This window comes from Tenacibaculum sp. Ill (assembly GCF_051938915.1).
Lineage (GTDB): Bacteria > Bacteroidota > Bacteroidia > Flavobacteriales > Flavobacteriaceae > Polaribacter > Polaribacter larymnensis.
On the sequence record NZ_JBPSCW010000002.1, the window covers coordinates 1,870,057 to 1,890,682 of the forward strand.

Below are 20,626 nucleotides of genomic sequence, written 5' to 3' on the forward strand. Positions count from 1 at the left end.
CAAACTGTTGTACCGATTATTTAATAATAACCGGTAGAAATTATGTTACAATAGAATTAAATCAATACAAAATGTTAGATAACATTATAAAATTTTCAATTAAAAATAAATTGATTATTGGAGCATTGGTTGTCGCATTAATAGGCTGGGGAATCTATTCTCTAAAACAGTTACCTATTGATGCAGTACCAGATATTACCAATAATCAGGTGCAAATAATAACATCTGCACCCTCACAATCAGCTCAAGATATTGAACGTTTAGTTACGTTTCCTATAGAAATTACCATGTCAAACATTCCAGATATCGAAGAGATTCGTTCTTTCTCTCGATTTGGATTGAGCGTCGTTACAATCGTTTTTAAAGAGAGTACCGATATTTATTGGGCACGTCAACAAATTAGTGAACGATTGATAGAAGCCAAAAACCAAATTCCTGAAGGAGTAGGAACACCTGAAATGGCACCTGTAACCACAGGATTGGGTGAAATTTATCAATACACACTATACGCTAAAAAAGGATATGAAAAGCAGTACGATGCAATGGAGTTACGCTCTATTCAAGACTGGATTGTACGTCGTCAACTATTAGGAATTGAAGGGGTGGCAGATGTAAGTAGTTTTGGAGGCTTTTTAAAGCAATATGAAGTAGCTATTGAACCAGAACGCTTGCAATCGTTAAATGTTAGTATAAATGAGGTTTTTGAGGCACTATCTAAAAACAATCAGAATACAGGAGGGGCATATATAGATAAAAACCCTAAAGCGTACTTTATTAGAAGTGAAGGATTGATAAAAACTCCAGAAGACATCCAGAATATTGTCATAAAAAACAATGTAAATGGAACACCTATCTTAATGAAAGATATAGGGGAAGTTCAACTAGGGCATGCGGTACGATATGGTGCAATGACAAGAAATACCGATGGAGAAGTGGTAGGAGCTATTGTTATGATGTTAAAAGGAGCCAATTCTTCAAAAGTGATTGAGAATGTAAAAGAAAGAATAGCACAAATAGAAAAAAGTTTGCCTGAAGGAGTTGCCATAAAACCTTTTTTAGATAGAACTAAATTAGTAGATAAAGCCATAAAAACGGTATCAACCAACCTTGTTGAAGGGGCTTTAATTGTCATCTTTATTTTGGTGTTGCTGTTAGGAAATTTACGAGCAGGTTTAATTGTAGCGTCGGTTATCCCGTTAGCAATGCTGTTTGCTATTAGTTTAATGAAGGTGTTTGGTGTTTCTGGAAACTTAATGAGTTTAGGAGCTATCGATTTTGGTATTATCGTAGATGGTTCGGTAATTATAGTAGAGGCAACGCTACATCATCTGGGGTTAAAAAAATCAGGAACGCAGTTAACCCAAGACCAAATGGATGATGAAGTGTATGAATCGGCTTCAAAAATAAGAACAAGTGCTGCTTTTGGAGAAATTATCATTCTCATTGTGTACTTACCAATTCTTGCTTTGGTTGGTATTGAAGGAAAAATGTTTAAACCAATGGCATTAACCGTAAGTTTTGCAATTTTAGGAGCCTTTTTATTATCACTTACCTATGTGCCTATGATGAGCTCGTTGTTTTTAAAGAAAACAATCAATAATAAGAAGAATATTTCAGATAAAATCATCACAGCATTACAAAATATATATACTCCAATACTCAACTTTGTGCTAACTCATAAAGTAAAAGTAGTAATAGGTTCAGTAGCTATTTTTATACTCAGTTTAGTAACTTTTTCTAAAATGGGATCAGAGTTTATTCCTTCTTTAGACGAAGGAGATTTAGCAGTGCAAGCTATTGTATCAACAGGAAGTTCACTGTCGTACACCATAGATGTTTCAAATCAAGCATCAGCACTGTTAATGAAAGAGTTTCCAGACGAAATAGAGCAAATTGTAAGTAGAATAGGTTCTTCGGAAATTCCAACAGATCCAATGCCAATAGAGGCTTCAGACATCATTATTATTTTAAAAGAAAAAGATGAATGGACAAAAGCTAGCACAAAGAATGAACTAACAGAAAAAATGCAACAATTGTTAGATGAAAACATGCTAGGTGTTTCTTTTGGATTTCAACAGCCTATTCAAATGCGATTTAATGAGTTGATGACAGGTGCTAGGCAAGATGTAGTACTTAAAATTTATGGAGAAGACCTGAATAAATTGGTAAAATATGCCAATCAATTAAGTAGAATAATTCCAAGTGTAGAAGGGGCAGAGGATGTGTATGTTGAAAAAATGACTGGATTGCAACAAATTGTAATTGATTATAACAGAAGTCAGTTAGCGTATTATGGACTCAATATTGCTGATGTAAATACTACTGTTAATGCAGCTTTTGCAGGTCAAAGTGCAGGATCAGTATATGAAGGTGAGAAACGTTACGATTTGGTAGTACGTTTAGCAAAAAATAGAAGAGCTAGCATTGAAGATATTCGTAAACTATACATTACAACTGCAACGGGGGCACAAATTCCGTTAACAGCAGTAGCATCTGTAGATTTTAAAACGGGACCAAATCAAATTCAAAGAGATGATGCTAAACGTAGAATAACAGTTGGTTTTAATGTAAGAGAACGTGATGTAGCTAGTATTGTTAAAGAACTAAAAGGTAAAGTCTCAGATAAAATAGCATTCGACCCAGGATACTATATTACTTATGGAGGAACTTTTAAAAACTTAGAAGAGGCTCGTGTAAGGTTGGGTATTGCTGTACCAGTAGCTTTATTACTCATCTTTTTGTTACTGTATTTTACTTTTAAATCGATTAAACAAAGTGTATTGATATTTACTGCCATACCTATGTCTGCTATTGGTGGAATTTTTGCCTTATGGTTAAGAGGGATGCCTTTTTCAATTTCAGCAGGAGTAGGTTTTATAGCCTTATTTGGTGTAGCGGTGTTAAACGGAATCGTTTTAATTGCTGAGTTTAATCGTTTAAAGGCTAATGGAATATCAGACCTTACAGAGATTGTAAAAAAAGGAACATCTGTACGTTTACGTCCTGTAATTATGACAGCAGCAGTGGCTTCGTTAGGCTTTTTACCAATGGCATTATCATCATCAGCAGGAGCAGAAGTACAAAAACCTTTAGCTACCGTAGTAATTGGAGGACTGATGTCTGCCACTCTATTAACCTTACTTATTTTACCCGTGCTATATATGCTTTTTGAAAAGAAAGTGAACTTAAAAGTGAAAAAAGGCATAGTAACTATGGTGGTATTTACTGTTGGTGTTTTTGGAGTTCAAGCACAAGAAGTGCCTCAAAAGTTAACGGAACAACAAGTTATTGAATTGGCTTTGAATAAATCGGTGTTGATGAAAAAATCAACCTTAGCTATTGAAAAATCGAAAGCAGGAATAGATAAAGCGATTGAATTGAATCCGACAACGGTTCAATATCAAGATGTTAGTGTTGCTAATGGTATTTCAGAAAAAGAATGGTCTGTTAATCAGAACTTCGGTTCTATTTTAACACATATTCAAAAAAAGAAGTTAGCTAAAGAGAAAAATAACTTAGCAACTATTAACAATAACATATCTAAGAAAGAAACAATAAGAAAGGCAAGAAGCTTGTACCAGCAATGGAATTATTTGTATGGATTGTTATCGTTAATGGAAGAACAACAGCTTAGTACAAATCAAATAAAAGATATAGCTAATAAGTTACATGCCTCTGGAGAAATAGGAGGATTAGAAAACGATTTAACCTCTTTACAATCCTTAGGAGTACAGTCACAAAAGAACAAAACATATAAGGATTTTATTCAGGTAGAAAATGAACTAAAGCAATTATTACAAATTGATTATTTGATACAACCGCTTGAAAAACTACCTCAAAAAAAGGGCTTTTTAATTCAAAAAGATTCGTTGTCAAAAGACTTTATCAAAAGTTTAGAGCAACAAAATAAGGTAGCTGCTAAAGGTGTGTCTGTAGCAAAATCAACATATTTTCCTGCATTAACAGCTGGTGTAATTAATAGAAAAACAGGAAATGAGAACAGCTATACAGGTTTTAATGTAGGGGTAAATATTCCGCTTTCTTTTTGGTCTAATAATGCAAAAATAAAAGAGCAAAAAATTATACAAGAAGAAATAGCTTATGAAAATAATAACAGGGCTATGGTAATTCAGAATAATTATAAAAGCTTGCAAGAACAGCTTATTTATTTAAATGAAGAGTTGGTAAGTATTCATTCAACAGTTACACAAGCGCAAAAGTTTATAAAAAAGCTAGCACTAGCTTATAAGGTAGGAGAGATTGATGCATATCAATATAATCAGAGTTTTACCGCTTATTTTCAGGTAATGCAAAACTATTTATCCTTGGTTAATAATTTTAATCAAACTGTAATTGCCTACGAATTTTATATAAAAGAATAAAAATATACACATGAAAAAATTAGTAATAATAGTAGTAACTATCATCTTTGTTGTTAGTTGTAAGGAAAAAAAAGAAGATCATTCAGATCATGATCATGCAACAGAAGAAAAAATAACTCAGAATTTAAAGGAAGGAGAAGAGCATGATGAAAATGGAATTCATTTAACTCAACAACAGGTTGTAACAGCTAAAATAGAGACATCTGTAATCGAAAAGAGAAAGATTAGAGAAAAAGTAGCAGTAACAGGAACAATAGAGGTACCACCACAAAGTAAAGCCACTATATATGCACCTTTAGAAGCGTTTGTTTATAAAACAGATTTGTTACCTGGTGATAAGGTGAAAAAAGGACAAATAGTAGCGGTATTACAGCATCCTAACTTTATAGAGTTACAATATGCTTATCTTGAAGCAGTGAATAAGCTAAAAGTAACTAAGGCAGATTATGAAAGAAAGAAAATGTTGTTAGAAAATGATATTACCTCAAAAAAATCGTTTCAAATAGCTGAAGGAAGTTATCGATCTGCAAAAAGTTTAGCGAATAGCTATGCAGCACAATTAAAGATGGCAGGATTATCACCTACTACAGTTGCAACTAAAGGAATTCAGCAATATGTATATGTAAAGGCTCCGATTTCTGGTTATGTTGTAGAGAATAACTTGAATAAAGGAATGTTTTTAGCAGCTAACTCGGAGATGATGGAAATAATAGATAATGATCATATGCATGCGGAGTTAAATGTTTTTGGAACGGATATAACAAAAATAAAAAAGGGAGATGAGTTCGAGTTTCAACCATCTGGAATAGATGTAGCCTACAGAGGATATATAAAATTGATTAGTCAGAAAGTAGACGATCAAACGAAAACAGTAAATGTACATGGACACTTTGAGGATGAGCAAAACCGATTAAAAGCAGGAATGTTTATCAATGCTCAGATTTTGTTAGGAGGAGAGGAAGTGTATGCAGTACCTGAAGAAGCAGTAATAGAAAATGAAGGAGAGCATTTTATTTTTATTAAAAAGTCAGCAGATGAATTTATACCTGTTGAGGTAACTGTTGGAGGTTCTGATAATGGATTTGTCGAAATCAAAACAATTCAAGAGAATAATTACAATGTAACTATTGTAACTAAAGGAGCACACTTTTTAAAAGGAAAGTTATTACAAATGGCAGGCGGAATGGAAGGTCATGCTCATTAATAAAAAAAACAAGCGATTATAGATTAGATAATCGCTTGTTTAGTTTTAATGCATCTTTTTTATACATTTAAAGTCAATTAATAAAAACATGGGACACAACCATCATCATCATTCACATGGAAGTTCTACAGGAAATATAGCTGTAGCTTTTTTTCTTAATCTCGCATTTACAATTATTGAATTTATAGGAGGTTTTTATACGAATAGTTTGGCTATTATGTCTGATGCCTTGCATGATTTAGGCGATAGTTTAAGCTTAGGTTTGTCTTGGTATTTTCAAAAAAAATCGACAAAAAAAGCAAATAAGAAATATTCATACGGGTATAAAAGGTTCTCTCTTTTAGGAGCTGTAATTAATTCAATAGTATTAGTTATTGGTTCGGTATTTATAATAAAAGAGGCGATTCCTAGAATTGTTAATCCAGAAAATGCAGATGCTAAAGGAATGATGTGGTTGGCTGTTTTAGGAATTATAGTAAATGGTGCTGCCGTATTAAAATTAAAAAAAGGAACCTCAATTAACGAGCGAGTAGTTTCATTACATTTATTAGAAGATGTATTAGGTTGGGTAGTAGTATTACTAGCAAGTATTGTAATGCAGTTTTGGGATGTTCCAGTTTTAGATCCAGTTTTATCTATTGCTATTGCTGGTTTTGTGCTGTATAATGTATATAAAAACATTAAAGAGAGTCTTAGAGTTATATTACAAGGAACTCCTGAAAATGTTTCTGTAGAAGAGGTTCAACAAAGAATAGTTTCTATGGAAGAGATAGAGAATATTCACGATTGTCACTTATGGACTATGGACGGGCAGTATAACGTGTTTACAGCCCATTTAGTAATAAAAAACAGCGAATTATCTTGGGGAAAAAATCATCAAATAAAACAAGAAGTTAAGCGAGTTTTGCATGATGAATTTCACTTAGAACATATTACTCTTGAGCTTGAGTTTGCATCACAAGAATGCGATTATGAAAACTGCGGTTCATAAATTTAATTGTACATTTGAGTATAAAACATAAAAAAAATGACAAGAAATCAAGTAGAGTTAAAGTTTCCAAAGTTCGGATTGTTAATTCCAGTAGTTGTAGTTTTAATAATTTTTATAGCAAAATCAACTGTAACAATTAATTCAGGAGAAGCAGGTGTGTTGTATAAAACGTTTGGAGGAGGAGTTGTTACAGACGAACCACCATTAGGAGAAGGTTTTCATGTGGTTGCTCCTTGGAATAAAGTACATGTATATGAGGTAAGACAGCAAGAGCTTTTTGAAAAAATGAAAGTATTGTCATCTAACGGATTAGAAATTCAAATAGATGCATCTGCTTGGTATCAACCAGTTTATAAAGATTTAGGAAACTTACATCAAACACTAGGTGAAAACTATTTACAACGTGTAATTCAGCCAGCAATTCGTTCAGCAGCGCGTAGTGTAGTAGGTCGTTATACACCTGAACAATTGTATTCAAGTAAAAGGGATGCTATTCAAGATGAAATATTTATAGAGACAAAGAAGATATTAGAAAAGCAATATGTTCAGTTAAATGAAATTTTAGTTAGAGATGTAACGCTACCATCAACTATTAAAGAAGCAATTGAACGTAAGTTAAAGCAAGAGCAAGAGTCGTTAGAATATGAGTTTAGATTAGTTACGGCTCAAAAAGAAGCAGAAAAACAAATTATTGAAGCAAAAGGTAAAGCTGATGCAAATAGAATATTAAGTGCTTCATTAACAGATAAAATTTTGCAAGATAAAGGTATCGAAGCTACCAATAGATTAGCAAACTCTAACAATAGTAAAGTGGTTATTATAGGTTCTGGAAAAAGCGGAATGCCAATTATTTTAGGAAATCAATAAATAGTCTAGAAGAAAGTAATGGTTTTAAAAGTGGGCTCTGATATAGAGTTAAGAAAACTAGAGCTAAAGGATGCTACTGATATTTTCAAAACAATTAATAAAGAAAGAGAATATTTAGGTAAATGGTTGCCTTTTGTAGAATATACAAAAGAGTTAAAAGATACTGAAGGTTTTGTAAATTCAGTTGTAGGTGTTTCTGAGGATAAGTTAGAATATACGTTTACGATAAGAAGGCAAGATAAGTTTATAGGATTGATAGGTTTAAAAGATACTGATGTTTTAAATAAGAAAACAGAAGTAGGGTATTGGCTTTCTGAGGAGGAACAAGGTAAAGGTATAATGACGAAATCAGTAAAAGAGATATGTAACTTAGCTTTTACCGAATTACAAATGAATAGAATTCAAATTAAATGTGCAGTAGGAAATATACCAAGTAAAAATATACCTAAAAGATTAGGTTTTAAGTTAGAAGGAGTTGAAAGAGAAGGGGAGCTACTAACAGGGAATCTTTTTACAGACTTAGAAGTATACAGTAAATTAAAGAATGACTAATTATAATTTGTATTATATAAAAAAGCAGCTCAATTGAGCTGCTTTTTTTATTATGACTAAGGCTGGTTTAACCTCTTCTACGTTTTCTACCAAAACCAGCAGCAGGTTTGTTGTCTCCTCTTCTAGAAGAACTATTTTCACTACGTCTTCTACCAAAACCTTTTTTGTTGTCAGAAGGCTTATCGTTTCTACGTCTTTTACCATTGAATCCACCACCACCATTTCTGCGTGGTTTTCTTCCACCACCGCTACGGTCGTTTTTAGTAATTTCTATATTTACTGATCTTCCATTAAAATCAGGGTCGTTAGCAGCAAAAGCATCTAAAGTTTCTTTTTCGAAGTTTTTATCTATTTCAAAGAAAGAAAAAGTATCTAAGATGTCTATAGCGCCAATCTCGATTTTATCACCAATATTTTGGTCATTGATTAAACCAATTAGTTTTGCTGGATTTAAACGATCTTTTCTACCTAAGTTAATAAAGAAACGAGTCATGTTTTCACTAGAAGAACGTCCTCTAGAGTTTTCTCTTGAAGATAAATTATTTAAATCAGGAGCATTTTCATAGTATGATAAAAATGTATTGAATTCTAAAGAAACAAACTTTTGAATTAACTCTTCTCTACTTAAATCTTCTAGTTTTTCATAAATACTAGGTAAAAAACCTTCAATTTGATCTGTATTTACTTCAGTATTATGAACCTTATCAATTAAATGAAATAATTGATTTTGACATATTTCTTTGCCTGAAGGAATAGGTGTTTGTTCGAATTTCTTTTTTATAATTCGCTCAATAGGACGTAATCTACCTTGTTCTTTTTTGCTTACTAAAGCAATAGAAATTCCTTTATTACCAGCCCTACCAGTTCTACCACTACGGTGGTTATAGTTTTCAATTTGATCTGGTAATTTGTGATTGATAACGTGTGTTAAGTTATTAACATCTAAACCACGAGCAGCAACATCAGTAGCTACTAATATTTGAATATTCTTTTTACGAAATTTCTCCATTACAGAGTCACGTTGAGCTTGCGATAAATCACCGTGTAAAGAATCAGCATTATAGCCATCTCTAATAAGATTGTTGGCTACTTCTTGTGTTTCTCTACGTGTTCTACAGAAAACAATTCCGTAAATATCAGGATTTAAATCAGCAACTCTTTTTAAAGCAGGGTAACGAGTTTTTTCGTTTACTAAATAATACTCATGACTAACATTATCAGAACCTTGATTCTTTTGCCCTGAAGTAACTTCTACAGGGTTTGTCATATAGTTTTTTGCAATATCTTCTACTTCTCTAGGAAAAGTAGCAGAAAACAATAATGTTTGCTTAGTGTTTGGAGTAGCTTCTAAAACTTGGTCTAATTCATCTTTAAAGCCCATGTTAAGCATTTCATCAGCCTCATCAAGAACTAACCATTGTACATTACTTAGTTTTAAAGCTCTTCTTTTAATTAAGTCTACAGTTCTACCAGGAGTACCTACAACTATTTGAACACCTTTTTTAAGTTTTCTTATCTGCTCTTCAATGTTGGCTCCACCATAAACAGTAGCTACTTTTAAGTTTGGTAAATACTTAGAAAAATCTTCAATGTTTTTTCCTATTTGTACTGCTAGTTCACGAGTAGGAGATAAAATGATTGCTTGTGTGTGTGTGCTTGTTTGATCAGCAAGTTCAATAATAGGCAAACTAAAGGCAGCAGTTTTACCTGTACCAGTTTGTGCAAATGCTTTTAAATCTTCGGTAGAAGAAATTATTTGTGGAATTGCTTTTTCTTGAATTACTGTTGGCTTTTCATAACCTAGATCGGTTAACGCCTTATTGATAGGTTCTTGCAAACCTAAATCTAAAAATGTTGACATACTGTGTTTTTAGAGAACCCACAGATGCCCCTCCGCGAATTCTATAATTAATATTAATTAAATCGTTTAGTACGATTTTTTTTGGACGGTGCAAAAGTACACTAAATAAAATGAATAGAGGTTAACTATTTAATTTTTTGTAAATTACTGATTTCTAGATTTATATCTTTAGCAGATAAACTAGTATAACCATTTTGAATAATTCCGTTTTTATCAACTAAAATCATACGAGGAAACTTACTGGTAGTAAAGTCACATACAGCACTCTCACTAGGTATAGTGTATTGATACTTAACATCAACATTCTTAGTAAACCTTTTAGAGGAGTCACATAAGTTAACTAGTATAAAATTAACGTCTGGATTTTTTTTAACTAAGTAATTGAAACGGGAAGATACCCAATCGTCTGAAGCGTATTGGTAATTTTTTAACAAAACAACGGTGTTTTTATCTTTAGAAATACTCTTGAAGTCTTTCAGTTCACCATCAGCTGCAATTAATTTGAAAGAAGGTAATCGTTCTCCTTTAGTTAATATTTTTAAGTCATTAATTAAACGTTGAACATTCTTTTTATGCTCGTTATTAGTGTTTAGCTTGAAGAAAGTAAAAAAAGCTTTGCTTTTCATTTCGCTACTAGGTTCTTCATAAAAGTTACGAATAACAGCATTGTATAACATTTTGTTTTTTACTGTTTCAAGCGCTATATTTTCATCAATAGAGTGTAGTAAATCTTGAGTGAAATTTTCTGATTTTACACCATTACTCTTAAGATAAGCATCATTTTGTATTTTCTCAATAATAAATCTGTAATATGGACCATAAAACATTAAAGAGTCTTTGTTTGTTGGTGCATTCTTACGATACTCAAAATAAGAACTATTAATTTTTTCAGATGTTTTTTCCTTTAATTTTAGGACAGCATACTCTTCGAGTTTCGCATATAAAGGAAAGTTTAAAGAAATATTAAAAATATCCATAAAACCAGAAGCATCATTACTACGAGCTTTATAGTTTTCAAAAATGGCTTTTTTAATAGATTTCATTGAATCTATTTTAGCTAAAAATTCTTCTTTGGGTAAAGAAAGGTATTTTGAAGTATTTTTATAATCTTGCTCGTACTGCAAGAAAGCTTCAATTAATAAGTTATTTCGTTCAGCATTAACACCACTAAAAACAAGTGATTCATCAAAATCCCAAGTATTTAATCTAATTAACAAACTATCAGAAGGTTGCATGTACACATACTGAAGTTCATTACCATGATGAAAAATGTATAGTCCTTCTTTAAATTTATCGTAGCTTCCTAAGAATGTATTATTCTTACTAAGAGGAATAGTATCGTTAAAGTCGTAATTATCAGATAAAACAACGAAGTCACATTTAGGATTGATGATTTTACCCCCAAAATAGGTAGGCTTATTCTTATTAGACTCATTACATCCAATAAATACAATTAATATGAGAGGTATAAAATACTTAATCATGATTTAAATTACCCTAAATATTAGAGTCCAAAAATAGATAACTCTTTAATATTAGGCTGTTAATTCGTTGTTAAAAAGAATTAAAACGAGCCAAAAGTAAGATGTTAAAAACTTTCATGCAAATTCTTTTATAGTCTTTAGTTTTTATACTTTTGCACGGAATTAAAAAAAATATACATGTTATCAGTTTCTAATTTATCAGTTCAGTTTGGAAAACGTGTTTTGTTTGATGAAGTAAACACTAAGTTTACGCAAGGAAATTGCTACGGAATTATCGGAGCAAATGGAGCAGGGAAGTCTACATTTTTAAAGATTTTATCAGGAAAACAAGAACCTACTTCTGGTCAAGTTCATTTAGAACCAGGAAAAAGAATGTCTGTATTAACACAGGACCACTATGCTTTTGACGAGTATACTGCCTTAGAAGCTGTGTTAATGGGAAATAAAGAACTACATAAAATAAAGTCAGAAATAGATGCTTTGTATGCGGATTATTCTGATGAAAATGCAGAGAAAATAGGAGAATTACAAGTTCGTTTTGAAGAAATGGACGGTTGGAACGCCGATGCTTCTGCTGCAAGTTTATTATCTAATTTAGGTATTAAAGAAGAAGATCATTATACATTACTATCAGAGTTAGACTCGAAGAAAAAAGTACGTGTATTATTAGCTCAAGCGTTATTTGGTAATCCTGATGTATTAATTATGGATGAGCCTACCAACGATTTGGACTTCGAAACTATTGCTTGGTTAGAGAATTTCTTAGCAAACTATGATAATACAGTAATTGTAGTATCTCACGACCGTCACTTTTTAGATGCTGTTTGTACACATATTTCTGATATTGATTTTGGGAAGATTAATCATTACTCAGGAAACTATACATTTTGGTATGAATCATCTCAATTAGCAGCTAAACAAAGAGCGCAACAAAATAAAAAGGCAGAAGATAAAAAGAAAGAACTAGAGGAGTTTATTCGTCGTTTCTCTGCAAACGTTGCAAAATCTAAACAAGCGACTTCTCGTAAGAAAATGATAGAGAAATTAAACGTAGATGAAATTAAACCATCTTCACGTCGTTATCCAGCAATTATTTTTGAAAGAGATAGAGAGGCAGGAGATCAAATTTTAAATGTAGAAGGTCTTTCTAAAAAAGACGCAGAAGGCGAATTATTATTCTCTAAAGTAGATCTTAACTTAAATAGAGGAGATAAAGTTGCTGTTATTTCTAAAAATTCTAAAGCAACTACAGCTTTTTATCAAGTAATTTCAGGCAATGAAGAAGCTGATTCAGGTAAATACAGCTGGGGTGTAACTACTACACAGTCATACTTGCCAGCAGATAACTCTGCTTACTTTCAAAATGGAGAATTGAATTTAGTAGATTGGTTACGTCAATACGCGCAAACTGAAGAGGAAAGAGAGGAAGTGTTTTTAAGAGGTTTCTTAGGGAAAATGATTTTTTCTGGAGAAGAAGCTCTAAAGAAAAGTAATGTATTATCAGGAGGAGAGAAAGTACGTTGTATGTTATCTCGTATGATGATGACTAGGGCTAACATTTTAATGTTAGATGAGCCAACAAACCACTTAGACCTAGAGTCTATTCAAGCATTGAATAACTCTTTAATTAACTTTAAAGGAACTGTGTTGTTTACTACACATGACCACGAGTTTGCACAAACAGTAGCGAATAGAGTTATAGAAATTACACCTAAAGGTATTATTGATAAATACGCTACTTTTGATGAGTATTTAGATGATCCTAAAGTAAAAGAGTTAAGAGAGAAAATGTACTCTTAAAATTATAAGATATAAAAAAAGGGAGCTAATTAGCTCCCTTTTTTATTGTGCTTTTATTTAAAGGAAGTACTCCAAAACGTTGTTTATATATTTTAGAAAAATGTGTTGAATGTAGGTAGCCTACTTCCAAGGCTAATGTTTTTAATAATACAGAAGGGTTTTGTTCTACAATACTTCGAGCTTTTTGTAATTTAATTTCTGTAATAAATTGATTAGGGGTTAACCCAGTAGCTGCTTTTATTTTTCTATTTAAAGAACTTCTTGAAGTGCTGAAATGTTGAGCAATATCTTCTTGTGTCATGTTTGGATCAGAGCATTGCTTGTTAATAAACTCTTCTACTTTTTTTATCCACAAATCACCATCGCTCAATTCTTCCTTTTTAATAGTATTTTCTTTAATAAAGATTGTTCGGTTTATGCTATTGTTTAAGGCATTTTGTATTCGAATAAGTAACTCTTCTTTTTCAAAAGGTTTATTTAAATAATCATCAATACCTAATCGTAGAACTTCTAATTTACTTTTAGTGTCAGTACGGGCTGTAAGCATTAAAATAGGAACATTTATTTTCTTTGCCTTAATTTTTTCTATCAAAGCTAAACCATTCATTAAAGGCATCATATAATCGGTAATAACAAAGTCAATTTTTTCTTTAGAAAGAAAATCTAACGCTTCTTTTCCGTTTTCAGCTTCAAAACAAGTGTAATTGCTTAGAATCCTCTTTAAATAAGCTCGCATTTCAAAATTATCATCAACAATAAGAATTCTATAGTGACCTGATTTAGGTTGTTTAATTATGTCTTTAGAAATTAAAGTACTTTTATGTGCATTCTTTTTTGAGGTTTTTTCATGTTGTACATGTTGTATTTCTTTGTAAATTTTAGTTGTTTCTGGTAAAGAGATTATAAATGTGCTGCCTTTACCCAATTCACTTTTTACAGTTAAGCTTCCTTGGTGTAGCTCAATAATTTCTTTGCTAAAAGCTAAGCCTATACCGCTACCTCCAGCTTTATTAATATCATTTTTTACTTGATAAAAACGGTTGTAAATGAGTTTAATATTTTTTTCAGAAATTCCTATACCAGAGTCTTTGATAGAGATAATAATTTGTTCGTTTAGCTTGTTTAAAGAAACTGTAATGTTTCCCTTTTTAGGAGTGTATTTAATAGCATTAAGAATAATGTTATTTAACGCTCTTTCTAAAAAAATAATGTCAGATGATACCCAGCACTCATTTTTTTCTTTTTTAACAGTGAAAACAATTTCTTTTTGGTTGCATAAAGGTTCAAAAGAGGTATAGAGTTTATCAATTAACTTATTTATTAAGTAGGGAGTAGGTGATATTTTAAAATTAGCTTCTTTCATTTTAGCTAAATCAAGCACATCGTCAACTATGTTTTTAATTTTATTAACCTGTTTGTTTAGGCGGTTTTTAATCTCAAAACCTTCTTTTTCGTATGCGGATCCTTTTAAAAGTTCTAATTGGTCTATTTCACCTTTAATTAAGGTAAGAGGAGTTCTGATTTCATGAGAAACATTGATGAAAAATTGAGATTGAAATTCATTTAGTTCTTCCAGCTGTTTTCGTTGGTTCTCTAGAGTTTCCTCACTTTTAATATTGGCATTTTTAAAGTACTGTACTAAAAAAAAGAAAATAATGAATTGAATTAAAATAAGTACAGGAGAACCAAATGTACCTTCTGGATAAATAGGAAAAATATGTATTGGAATAACAAAAAGTAAGTAAGAAATAATAAAAACACTATAAAGTAAGTATTTGTTATTGGTAAAAAGTAATAGAAATACAGGTACAACAATATAAAAGTATTCAATATAACCACCTCTTTCAGCAAAATTACAGAACATAAAATTACTGTACAGAATTAACGAGAAAAATAAAATACGTGCTACCATAAATTTACGTTTGTATTGTAAAAATAAGGTAACCAACAACCCTGTTATACTACCCATATGTATTAAAACAGGAAGCGAATAAATTCCTTTTTTCAGAGTGTCTTCTGTGATTAAAATAAGTTCAATTAAAAACCAATTAGAAATAAAGATATTAAGTAAACGAACCCTCTTCATTTCTAATTTAGAAAGTTTATCTGTTACACCAATATTAGTTATGTTATTATAAAGTTTAGCTATTTCCCCCATTAGAATAATTAAAAGGTCAAATATATTAATCTATCCATAAACAACATCTTTTTTATGATTTGTTACCAGTGTTTTAGGATGTTTGACACAATAGTGAGTGTAATTGAAGTAATATTGACTTAGAGAAAATTTATGTTTGCAATTCGGTTAGTGAGCCTTGTTAGGTCGATTCTTTTTTGAGCCGTAATCGAAACTTTTATTATCAATTTATTTTTAGAGCTTCAACAGAAAGAAAGTAGAATATGAAATTAAAATTACTATACATATTTTTATTATTTAGTTATTTAGGTTTAGCAAAGTCTATAAAAGAAGAAAAAAAGGGTTCAAATTTTGAATTAACTAGCTTTACAAAAACGAATAATAAAAAAGCACTTTCAAAATATAATTATTTGAATGCTTACAGAATTAATGTCGGACTTTATTATGAAAGTGAGCTAACTCCAATTACCCCAGATACCAACAACATTTTGTATGTCAATAAAAACGTAAGTGGTGGCGATGGTTCGGGTGACTCTTGGACGAATGCCGTACCCGAGCTTGCCGATGCTTTGCTATGGGCAAGAACCCAGCATGATGCAGATAATAATTGGTTACAAAATGATAGCTTACAGGTTTTTGTTGCCAAAGGAGTTTACAAGCCTTTATATAATGCGGCCGACGGGAACTATACCACCAACGGCAACCGCGATAACGCTTTTGTAATGGTGAATAACGTACAATTGTACGGAGGTTTTGCTGGGAGTGAAGTCAATCTTAGCGATCGTGATCTTAGTCTTGCCGGCAACGCTACAGTTTTAAGTGGTGATATAGGGGGGCTTAATGATCTTAGTGATAATGTATATCACGTGGTAGTGGATGCCGGTAATGTGGGTGCAGCCCTGCTAGACGGTTTTACCATCACCGGCGGAAATGCTAATGATAATGTTAGTAGTATAGCTGTCAACGCAAATAGTATCAGAAGAGATTATGGTGGCGGGATGTATAATGCTTTTTCTTCTTCTTCAAGTTTAACCAATGTAACCATCACCGGAAACACAGCAGCAGGTTATGGTGGCGGGATGTATAATGCTTCTTCTTCACCAAATTTAACCAATATAACCATCACCGGAAATACAGCAAATCATGGCGGCGGGATATATAATAGTCAATATTCCTCTCTGAGCTTAACCAATGTGGCGATTGTTGGAAATACAGCAAATCATGGCGGCGGAATATATAATTATTTTTATTCCTCTTCCAGCTTAACCAATGTAACCATCGTAGGAAACACAGCGAATTCTGGCGATGGGATACATAATCAATATGAGTCTTCGCTAACGATAAATAACAGTATTGTTTGGGGGACGATATCTAACATAAGTCTTCTTTACACACCAAATTATTCTTTAATACAAGACAACACTAATACCGCTAACGGCAATATCGATGCTACAGGGCTTACAGCCGAAGACATTTTTACAGACCCTGCTAACGGAGATTATACTTTAAAACTGAGTAGTCCTGCGATTAACGCCGGTAGCAATACATTATATACCGATGCCGGGGGAGACCTAAATAACGATACAGATTTAACCGGCAACCCGCGTTTGTTTGGTAACACCATAGATATTGGTGCTTACGAGTATGATGGAATATTGGCAGATTTTACAATTTCAGGAGGGTATTGTATTGGTAACGCAGTTACTTTTACAGACAATTCTTCGTCTCCTAATGGAGCTATTGTAAGTTGGGAATGGGATTTTGGCGATGGTACAACTTCTACCAAACAAAACCCAACTCATAGTTACGCTGACTTAGGTAATTTTACAATATTATTAAAAGTAACTGATGTCATTGGAGAAACAAATTCAATAACAAAATCCTTTAATGTACAACGACCAAAAGCTAGGTTTACTGCTAATCCTACAAGAGGGCAAGCAACACCACATACTGTATTCTTTACAGATCAATCAACGTTGCCAGATAGATGGTTTTGGGAGTTTGGTAATGGATATACTTCCACAGCGCAAAACCCAATACATACATATACTGCTGCAGGAGATTACACGGTAAACCTTACAGTAAAAGATACCATCAATGGGTGTGTTGACAAAGTAACAAGCTTAATAAAAATAGTAATTCCCAAAGCACAATTTAGTGTAGATGATACTTTGGGTTGTGGGCCCTTTTCGGTAAACTTTACAGATAAATCTACAATAGAAGGAAATGATACAGTGGGAGAATGGCTATGGAATTTTGGAGATGGTAATACTTCTACCGAACAAAACCCTACTCATACCTACGAATCAGTAGGAGTATATAATGTAAGTTTAACTATAAAAACTACTATAACAGGATTTACAAGAACAGAAACTAAAGCAAATTTTATACAAGTTATAGGTCTCACTCCTGATTTTTCTTCAGATATAACAACTGGCTGTACACCTTTAACAGTTAATTTTACTGATAATACTGTTTTTTATGGTCCATCATCCGATTGGTTTTGGGATTTTGGAGATGGTAATACGAGTAATGCAACAAGCCCTAAACATACATATACAACAGCAGGTGTTTTTGATGTGAGTTTAACAGTTACTGATATTGACGGATGTAGTAAAACAATTATTAAAAAAGCATATATAAACACTACAGAAGCTATAGCACCTACGGTCTTAATCCAGAATATAACAGTATCGTTAGATGCTTCAGGGGTTGCAACGATAACTGCTGCTGATATAGATAAAGGCTCTTATGATAATTGTGAGGTAGCCTCTATGAGTTTAGATAAAACTTCTTTTGATTGCTTGGATGTTGGAGCTAATACAGTAACTTTAACAGTAACAGACACAAGTGGTAATAGCAACACAGCTACAGCTATAGTAACCGTAGAAGATATTATAGCACCTACGGTAATGTGCCAAGATATCACAGTACCGTTAGATGCTTCAGGAATTGTAACTATTACAGCTGCTGATATTGATAATGGTAGTATTGATTCTTGCGGAATAGCTTCAATGAGTTTAGACAAAACAACTTTTGATTGTAGTAGTGTAGGCATAAATACAGTAACCTTAACCGTTGAAGATATCAATGGAAATACTAATAGTTGTGGAGCAACAGTAACAGTAGAAGATATTACTCCACCTACGGTAATGTGCCAAGATATCACAGTACCGTTAGATGCTTCAGGAATTGTAACTATTACAGCTGCTGATATTGATAATGGTAGTATTGATTCTTGCGGAATAGCTTCAATGAGTTTAGATAAAACAACTTTTGATTGTAGTAGTGTAGGCATAAATACAGTAACATTAACTGTTGAAGATACCAACGGAAACACCAATAGTTGCGTAGCAACAGTAACCGTAGAAGATGTAACACCACCCGAGGCAATTTGTCAAGATATCACTGTATCGTTAGATGCTTCAGGAACTGTAACTATTACAGCTGCTGATATTGATAATGGTAGTAATGATACTTGTGGAATAGCTTCAATAAGTATAGACAAAACAACTTTTGATTCTACTAATGTGGGAATTAATACGGTAGCCTTAACTGTTGAAGATACCAATGGAAATACTAATACATGTACAGCCAATATAACCGTAGAAGATGTTACCCCGCCAATGGCTATAACAAAAGATATTGTAGTTAGCCTAGACAGTAATGGAAATGCAATTATTAATCCTGAAGATATAGATGATGGATCTTATGATGCATCTGGAATAGCAAGTATGAGCTTAAGTCAAACAAATTTTAACTGTCCTAACTTAACAGACTATACGGTTGCTCTAACAGTTATTGACTCCAATGGTTTGTCGAGTTCTGAAGAAGCTGTTGTAACTTTTATATCAGATGATTTAGATAATGACTCGATAGCAGATGTATGTGATAATGATATAGATGGTGATGAAGTATTAAATATAAATGATAATTGTCCAAGAATGTCAAACCCTGATCAAAAGGATTTGGATAATAATGGAATAGGTGATGTATGTGACTCATCAGAATTGTCAGTATATAATGGATTTTCTCCTAATGGTGATGGAGTAAATGATGTATTTGTGGTAGAAGGTTTACATAACTACCCAAACAATAAATTAGAAATCTATAATAGATGGGGAAACAGAGTTTACCATTCTTATAATTATCAAAATGATTGGAATGGTATAAGTAAAAACCAAGGAAAAAAATTACCTGCAGGAGTCTATTTTTATATGCTTACAATAGAAGAAAATTCAAGAAACTTAAAAGGTTGGGTTTATATTATCTATTAATTATCATAAAGTAGTTAGAAAATAACTAGTGAAACAAAAAACACCTTATTTAAATAAGGTGTTTTTTAGTTATATAATCTATTTGATATAATGGTGAGTATGGTTGACACAATATTGATGATGATATTGTTAATATTTGTAAAATGAGGTTTTATCAATTTCTTTTTGGTAACACCTAGTATAAAATTTAATCAATTAACACATAACTTAAAAAGAGAAAAAATGAGATTTAAAAATGTATTAACAGGAGCAAACATTAGAGTAGGGTTCTATAAAACTACAGATGGAAAACCATATTTAGGTACAATCCCAGGAATGGAGATTGATATAAATGAGGGAAATATAGGAGAGCTTAGAGATGATTCTTATCCAACGGTTAAAGTTAGAGTTTGGAAAAAAGAAGGAATAGGGCTTCCTGTAATTATAGAACCAGGTACTATTTACAATATGACAGATGATTTTTATGTGAATTGGAGCAGTGATAAAGGACACTTTTTACAAAAGGTTGAATTAAAACCAACAAGAGAAAAAATAGAAGAAGAGAATGTGAGAGTATATTACTTTTTTGATTTAAGAAATTTTAATGAAACTGTAAAAAGGACTATTAAAACAACATTTCAAACAGCTTTTTCACAATCGTCTTCTTTTTCAAAATCACATAGCGAAAGCTCTGAGTTTAGCATAAATGGAAAAATTGGAGGCTGGATTGGAGGAAAAGATGATCCAGCAGGAGGAAGTGCTGAAGTTTCTGCAGGATTTAAGTCAAAAATAGAGGACTCATTTACTCAGAAGTATGAAAATTCAATAACTAGAATTTGGAGCCAGTCTATAGAAGATGAATACACTCTAAAGCCAGGAAAGATTTATGCACTAACCAGTGTTTGGAATATTAAGTATGCAACAGGAGTAATAGAATACTTTAATGAAAAAACAAGCTATAAAATTCTTGATTCTTCTGAAAGTAAATTAACAGAACCAGTAGCATACGATAATGTATCTCAAATGGATGATAAAACACGAAAAATGTATGAAGAGCAATTAAAACTTAATACCGTTTTATAATAATGCGGT

General features: G+C 32.2%; 11 protein-coding genes. 8 read left to right on the top strand and 3 right to left on the bottom strand.

Translation table 11 applies throughout. The annotated features are described in order from the left end of the window. Positions 1-71 precede the first annotated feature (71 nt). From ACTPNM_RS08795 to ACTPNM_RS08815, 5 genes are all read left to right on the top strand, one after another. Entirely contained in the window at positions 72-4,382 is a 4,311-nt protein-coding gene (locus ACTPNM_RS08795; RefSeq protein WP_440121408.1) for a CusA/CzcA family heavy metal efflux RND transporter, read from the top strand. Between the two features lie 10 nt (positions 4,383-4,392). Further along, positions 4,393-5,586 (top strand): efflux RND transporter periplasmic adaptor subunit, encoded by a 1,194-nt coding sequence (locus ACTPNM_RS08800; RefSeq protein WP_440121409.1) that lies wholly within the window; start codon positions 4,393-4,395, stop codon positions 5,584-5,586. Positions 5,587-5,674: 88 nt separating this feature from the next. Next, positions 5,675-6,577 (top strand): cation diffusion facilitator family transporter, encoded by a 903-nt coding sequence (locus ACTPNM_RS08805; RefSeq protein ID WP_440121410.1) that lies wholly within the window; start codon positions 5,675-5,677, stop codon positions 6,575-6,577. A gap of 36 nt (positions 6,578-6,613) precedes the next feature. Beyond that, positions 6,614-7,444 carry a prohibitin family protein gene (locus tag ACTPNM_RS08810; RefSeq protein ID WP_099214560.1) on the top strand — a complete coding sequence of 277 codons (831 nt, stop codon included), beginning with the start codon at positions 6,614-6,616 and terminating at the stop codon, positions 7,442-7,444. 18 nt (positions 7,445-7,462) lie between these two features. Then, positions 7,463-7,996: a GNAT family N-acetyltransferase gene (locus ACTPNM_RS08815; protein ID WP_274639730.1), complete on the top strand. Its 534-nt coding sequence runs from the start codon at positions 7,463-7,465 to the stop codon at positions 7,994-7,996. Between the two features lie 67 nt (positions 7,997-8,063). Here ACTPNM_RS08815 and ACTPNM_RS08820 read toward each other — a convergent pair whose 3' ends face one another. Continuing rightward, positions 8,064-9,857, bottom strand: coding sequence for a DEAD/DEAH box helicase (locus tag ACTPNM_RS08820; RefSeq protein WP_440121411.1), 1,794 nt, complete (start codon positions 9,855-9,857; stop codon positions 8,064-8,066). Positions 9,858-9,982: 125 nt separating this feature from the next. Then, positions 9,983-11,341, bottom strand: coding sequence for a TlpA family protein disulfide reductase (locus ACTPNM_RS08825; protein ID WP_440121412.1), 1,359 nt, complete (start codon positions 11,339-11,341; stop codon positions 9,983-9,985). A gap of 177 nt (positions 11,342-11,518) precedes the next feature. Between ACTPNM_RS08825 and ACTPNM_RS08830 the strand changes: the two genes are divergently transcribed. Continuing rightward, a complete protein-coding gene (locus ACTPNM_RS08830; RefSeq protein WP_274639733.1) occupies positions 11,519-13,141 on the top strand; it encodes an ABC-F family ATP-binding cassette domain-containing protein in 1,623 nt (540 codons plus the stop codon). Between the two features lie 25 nt (positions 13,142-13,166). Here ACTPNM_RS08830 and ACTPNM_RS08835 read toward each other — a convergent pair whose 3' ends face one another. Next, positions 13,167-15,299 carry a hybrid sensor histidine kinase/response regulator transcription factor gene (locus ACTPNM_RS08835; protein WP_440121413.1) on the bottom strand — a complete coding sequence of 711 codons (2,133 nt, stop codon included), beginning with the start codon at positions 15,297-15,299 and terminating at the stop codon, positions 13,167-13,169. Between the two features lie 242 nt (positions 15,300-15,541). On the opposite strand from ACTPNM_RS08835, the gene ACTPNM_RS08840 reads away from it, so the two are divergent. After that, the gene (locus ACTPNM_RS08840; protein ID WP_440121414.1) at positions 15,542-19,555 is read left to right on the top strand and encodes a PKD domain-containing protein; all 4,014 of its coding nucleotides are present in this window, start codon (positions 15,542-15,544) and stop codon (positions 19,553-19,555) included. 222 nt (positions 19,556-19,777) lie between these two features. Further along, entirely contained in the window at positions 19,778-20,617 is an 840-nt protein-coding gene (locus ACTPNM_RS08845) for a hypothetical protein (RefSeq protein ID WP_440121415.1), read from the top strand. The last annotated feature ends 9 nt before the right edge of the window (positions 20,618-20,626 follow it).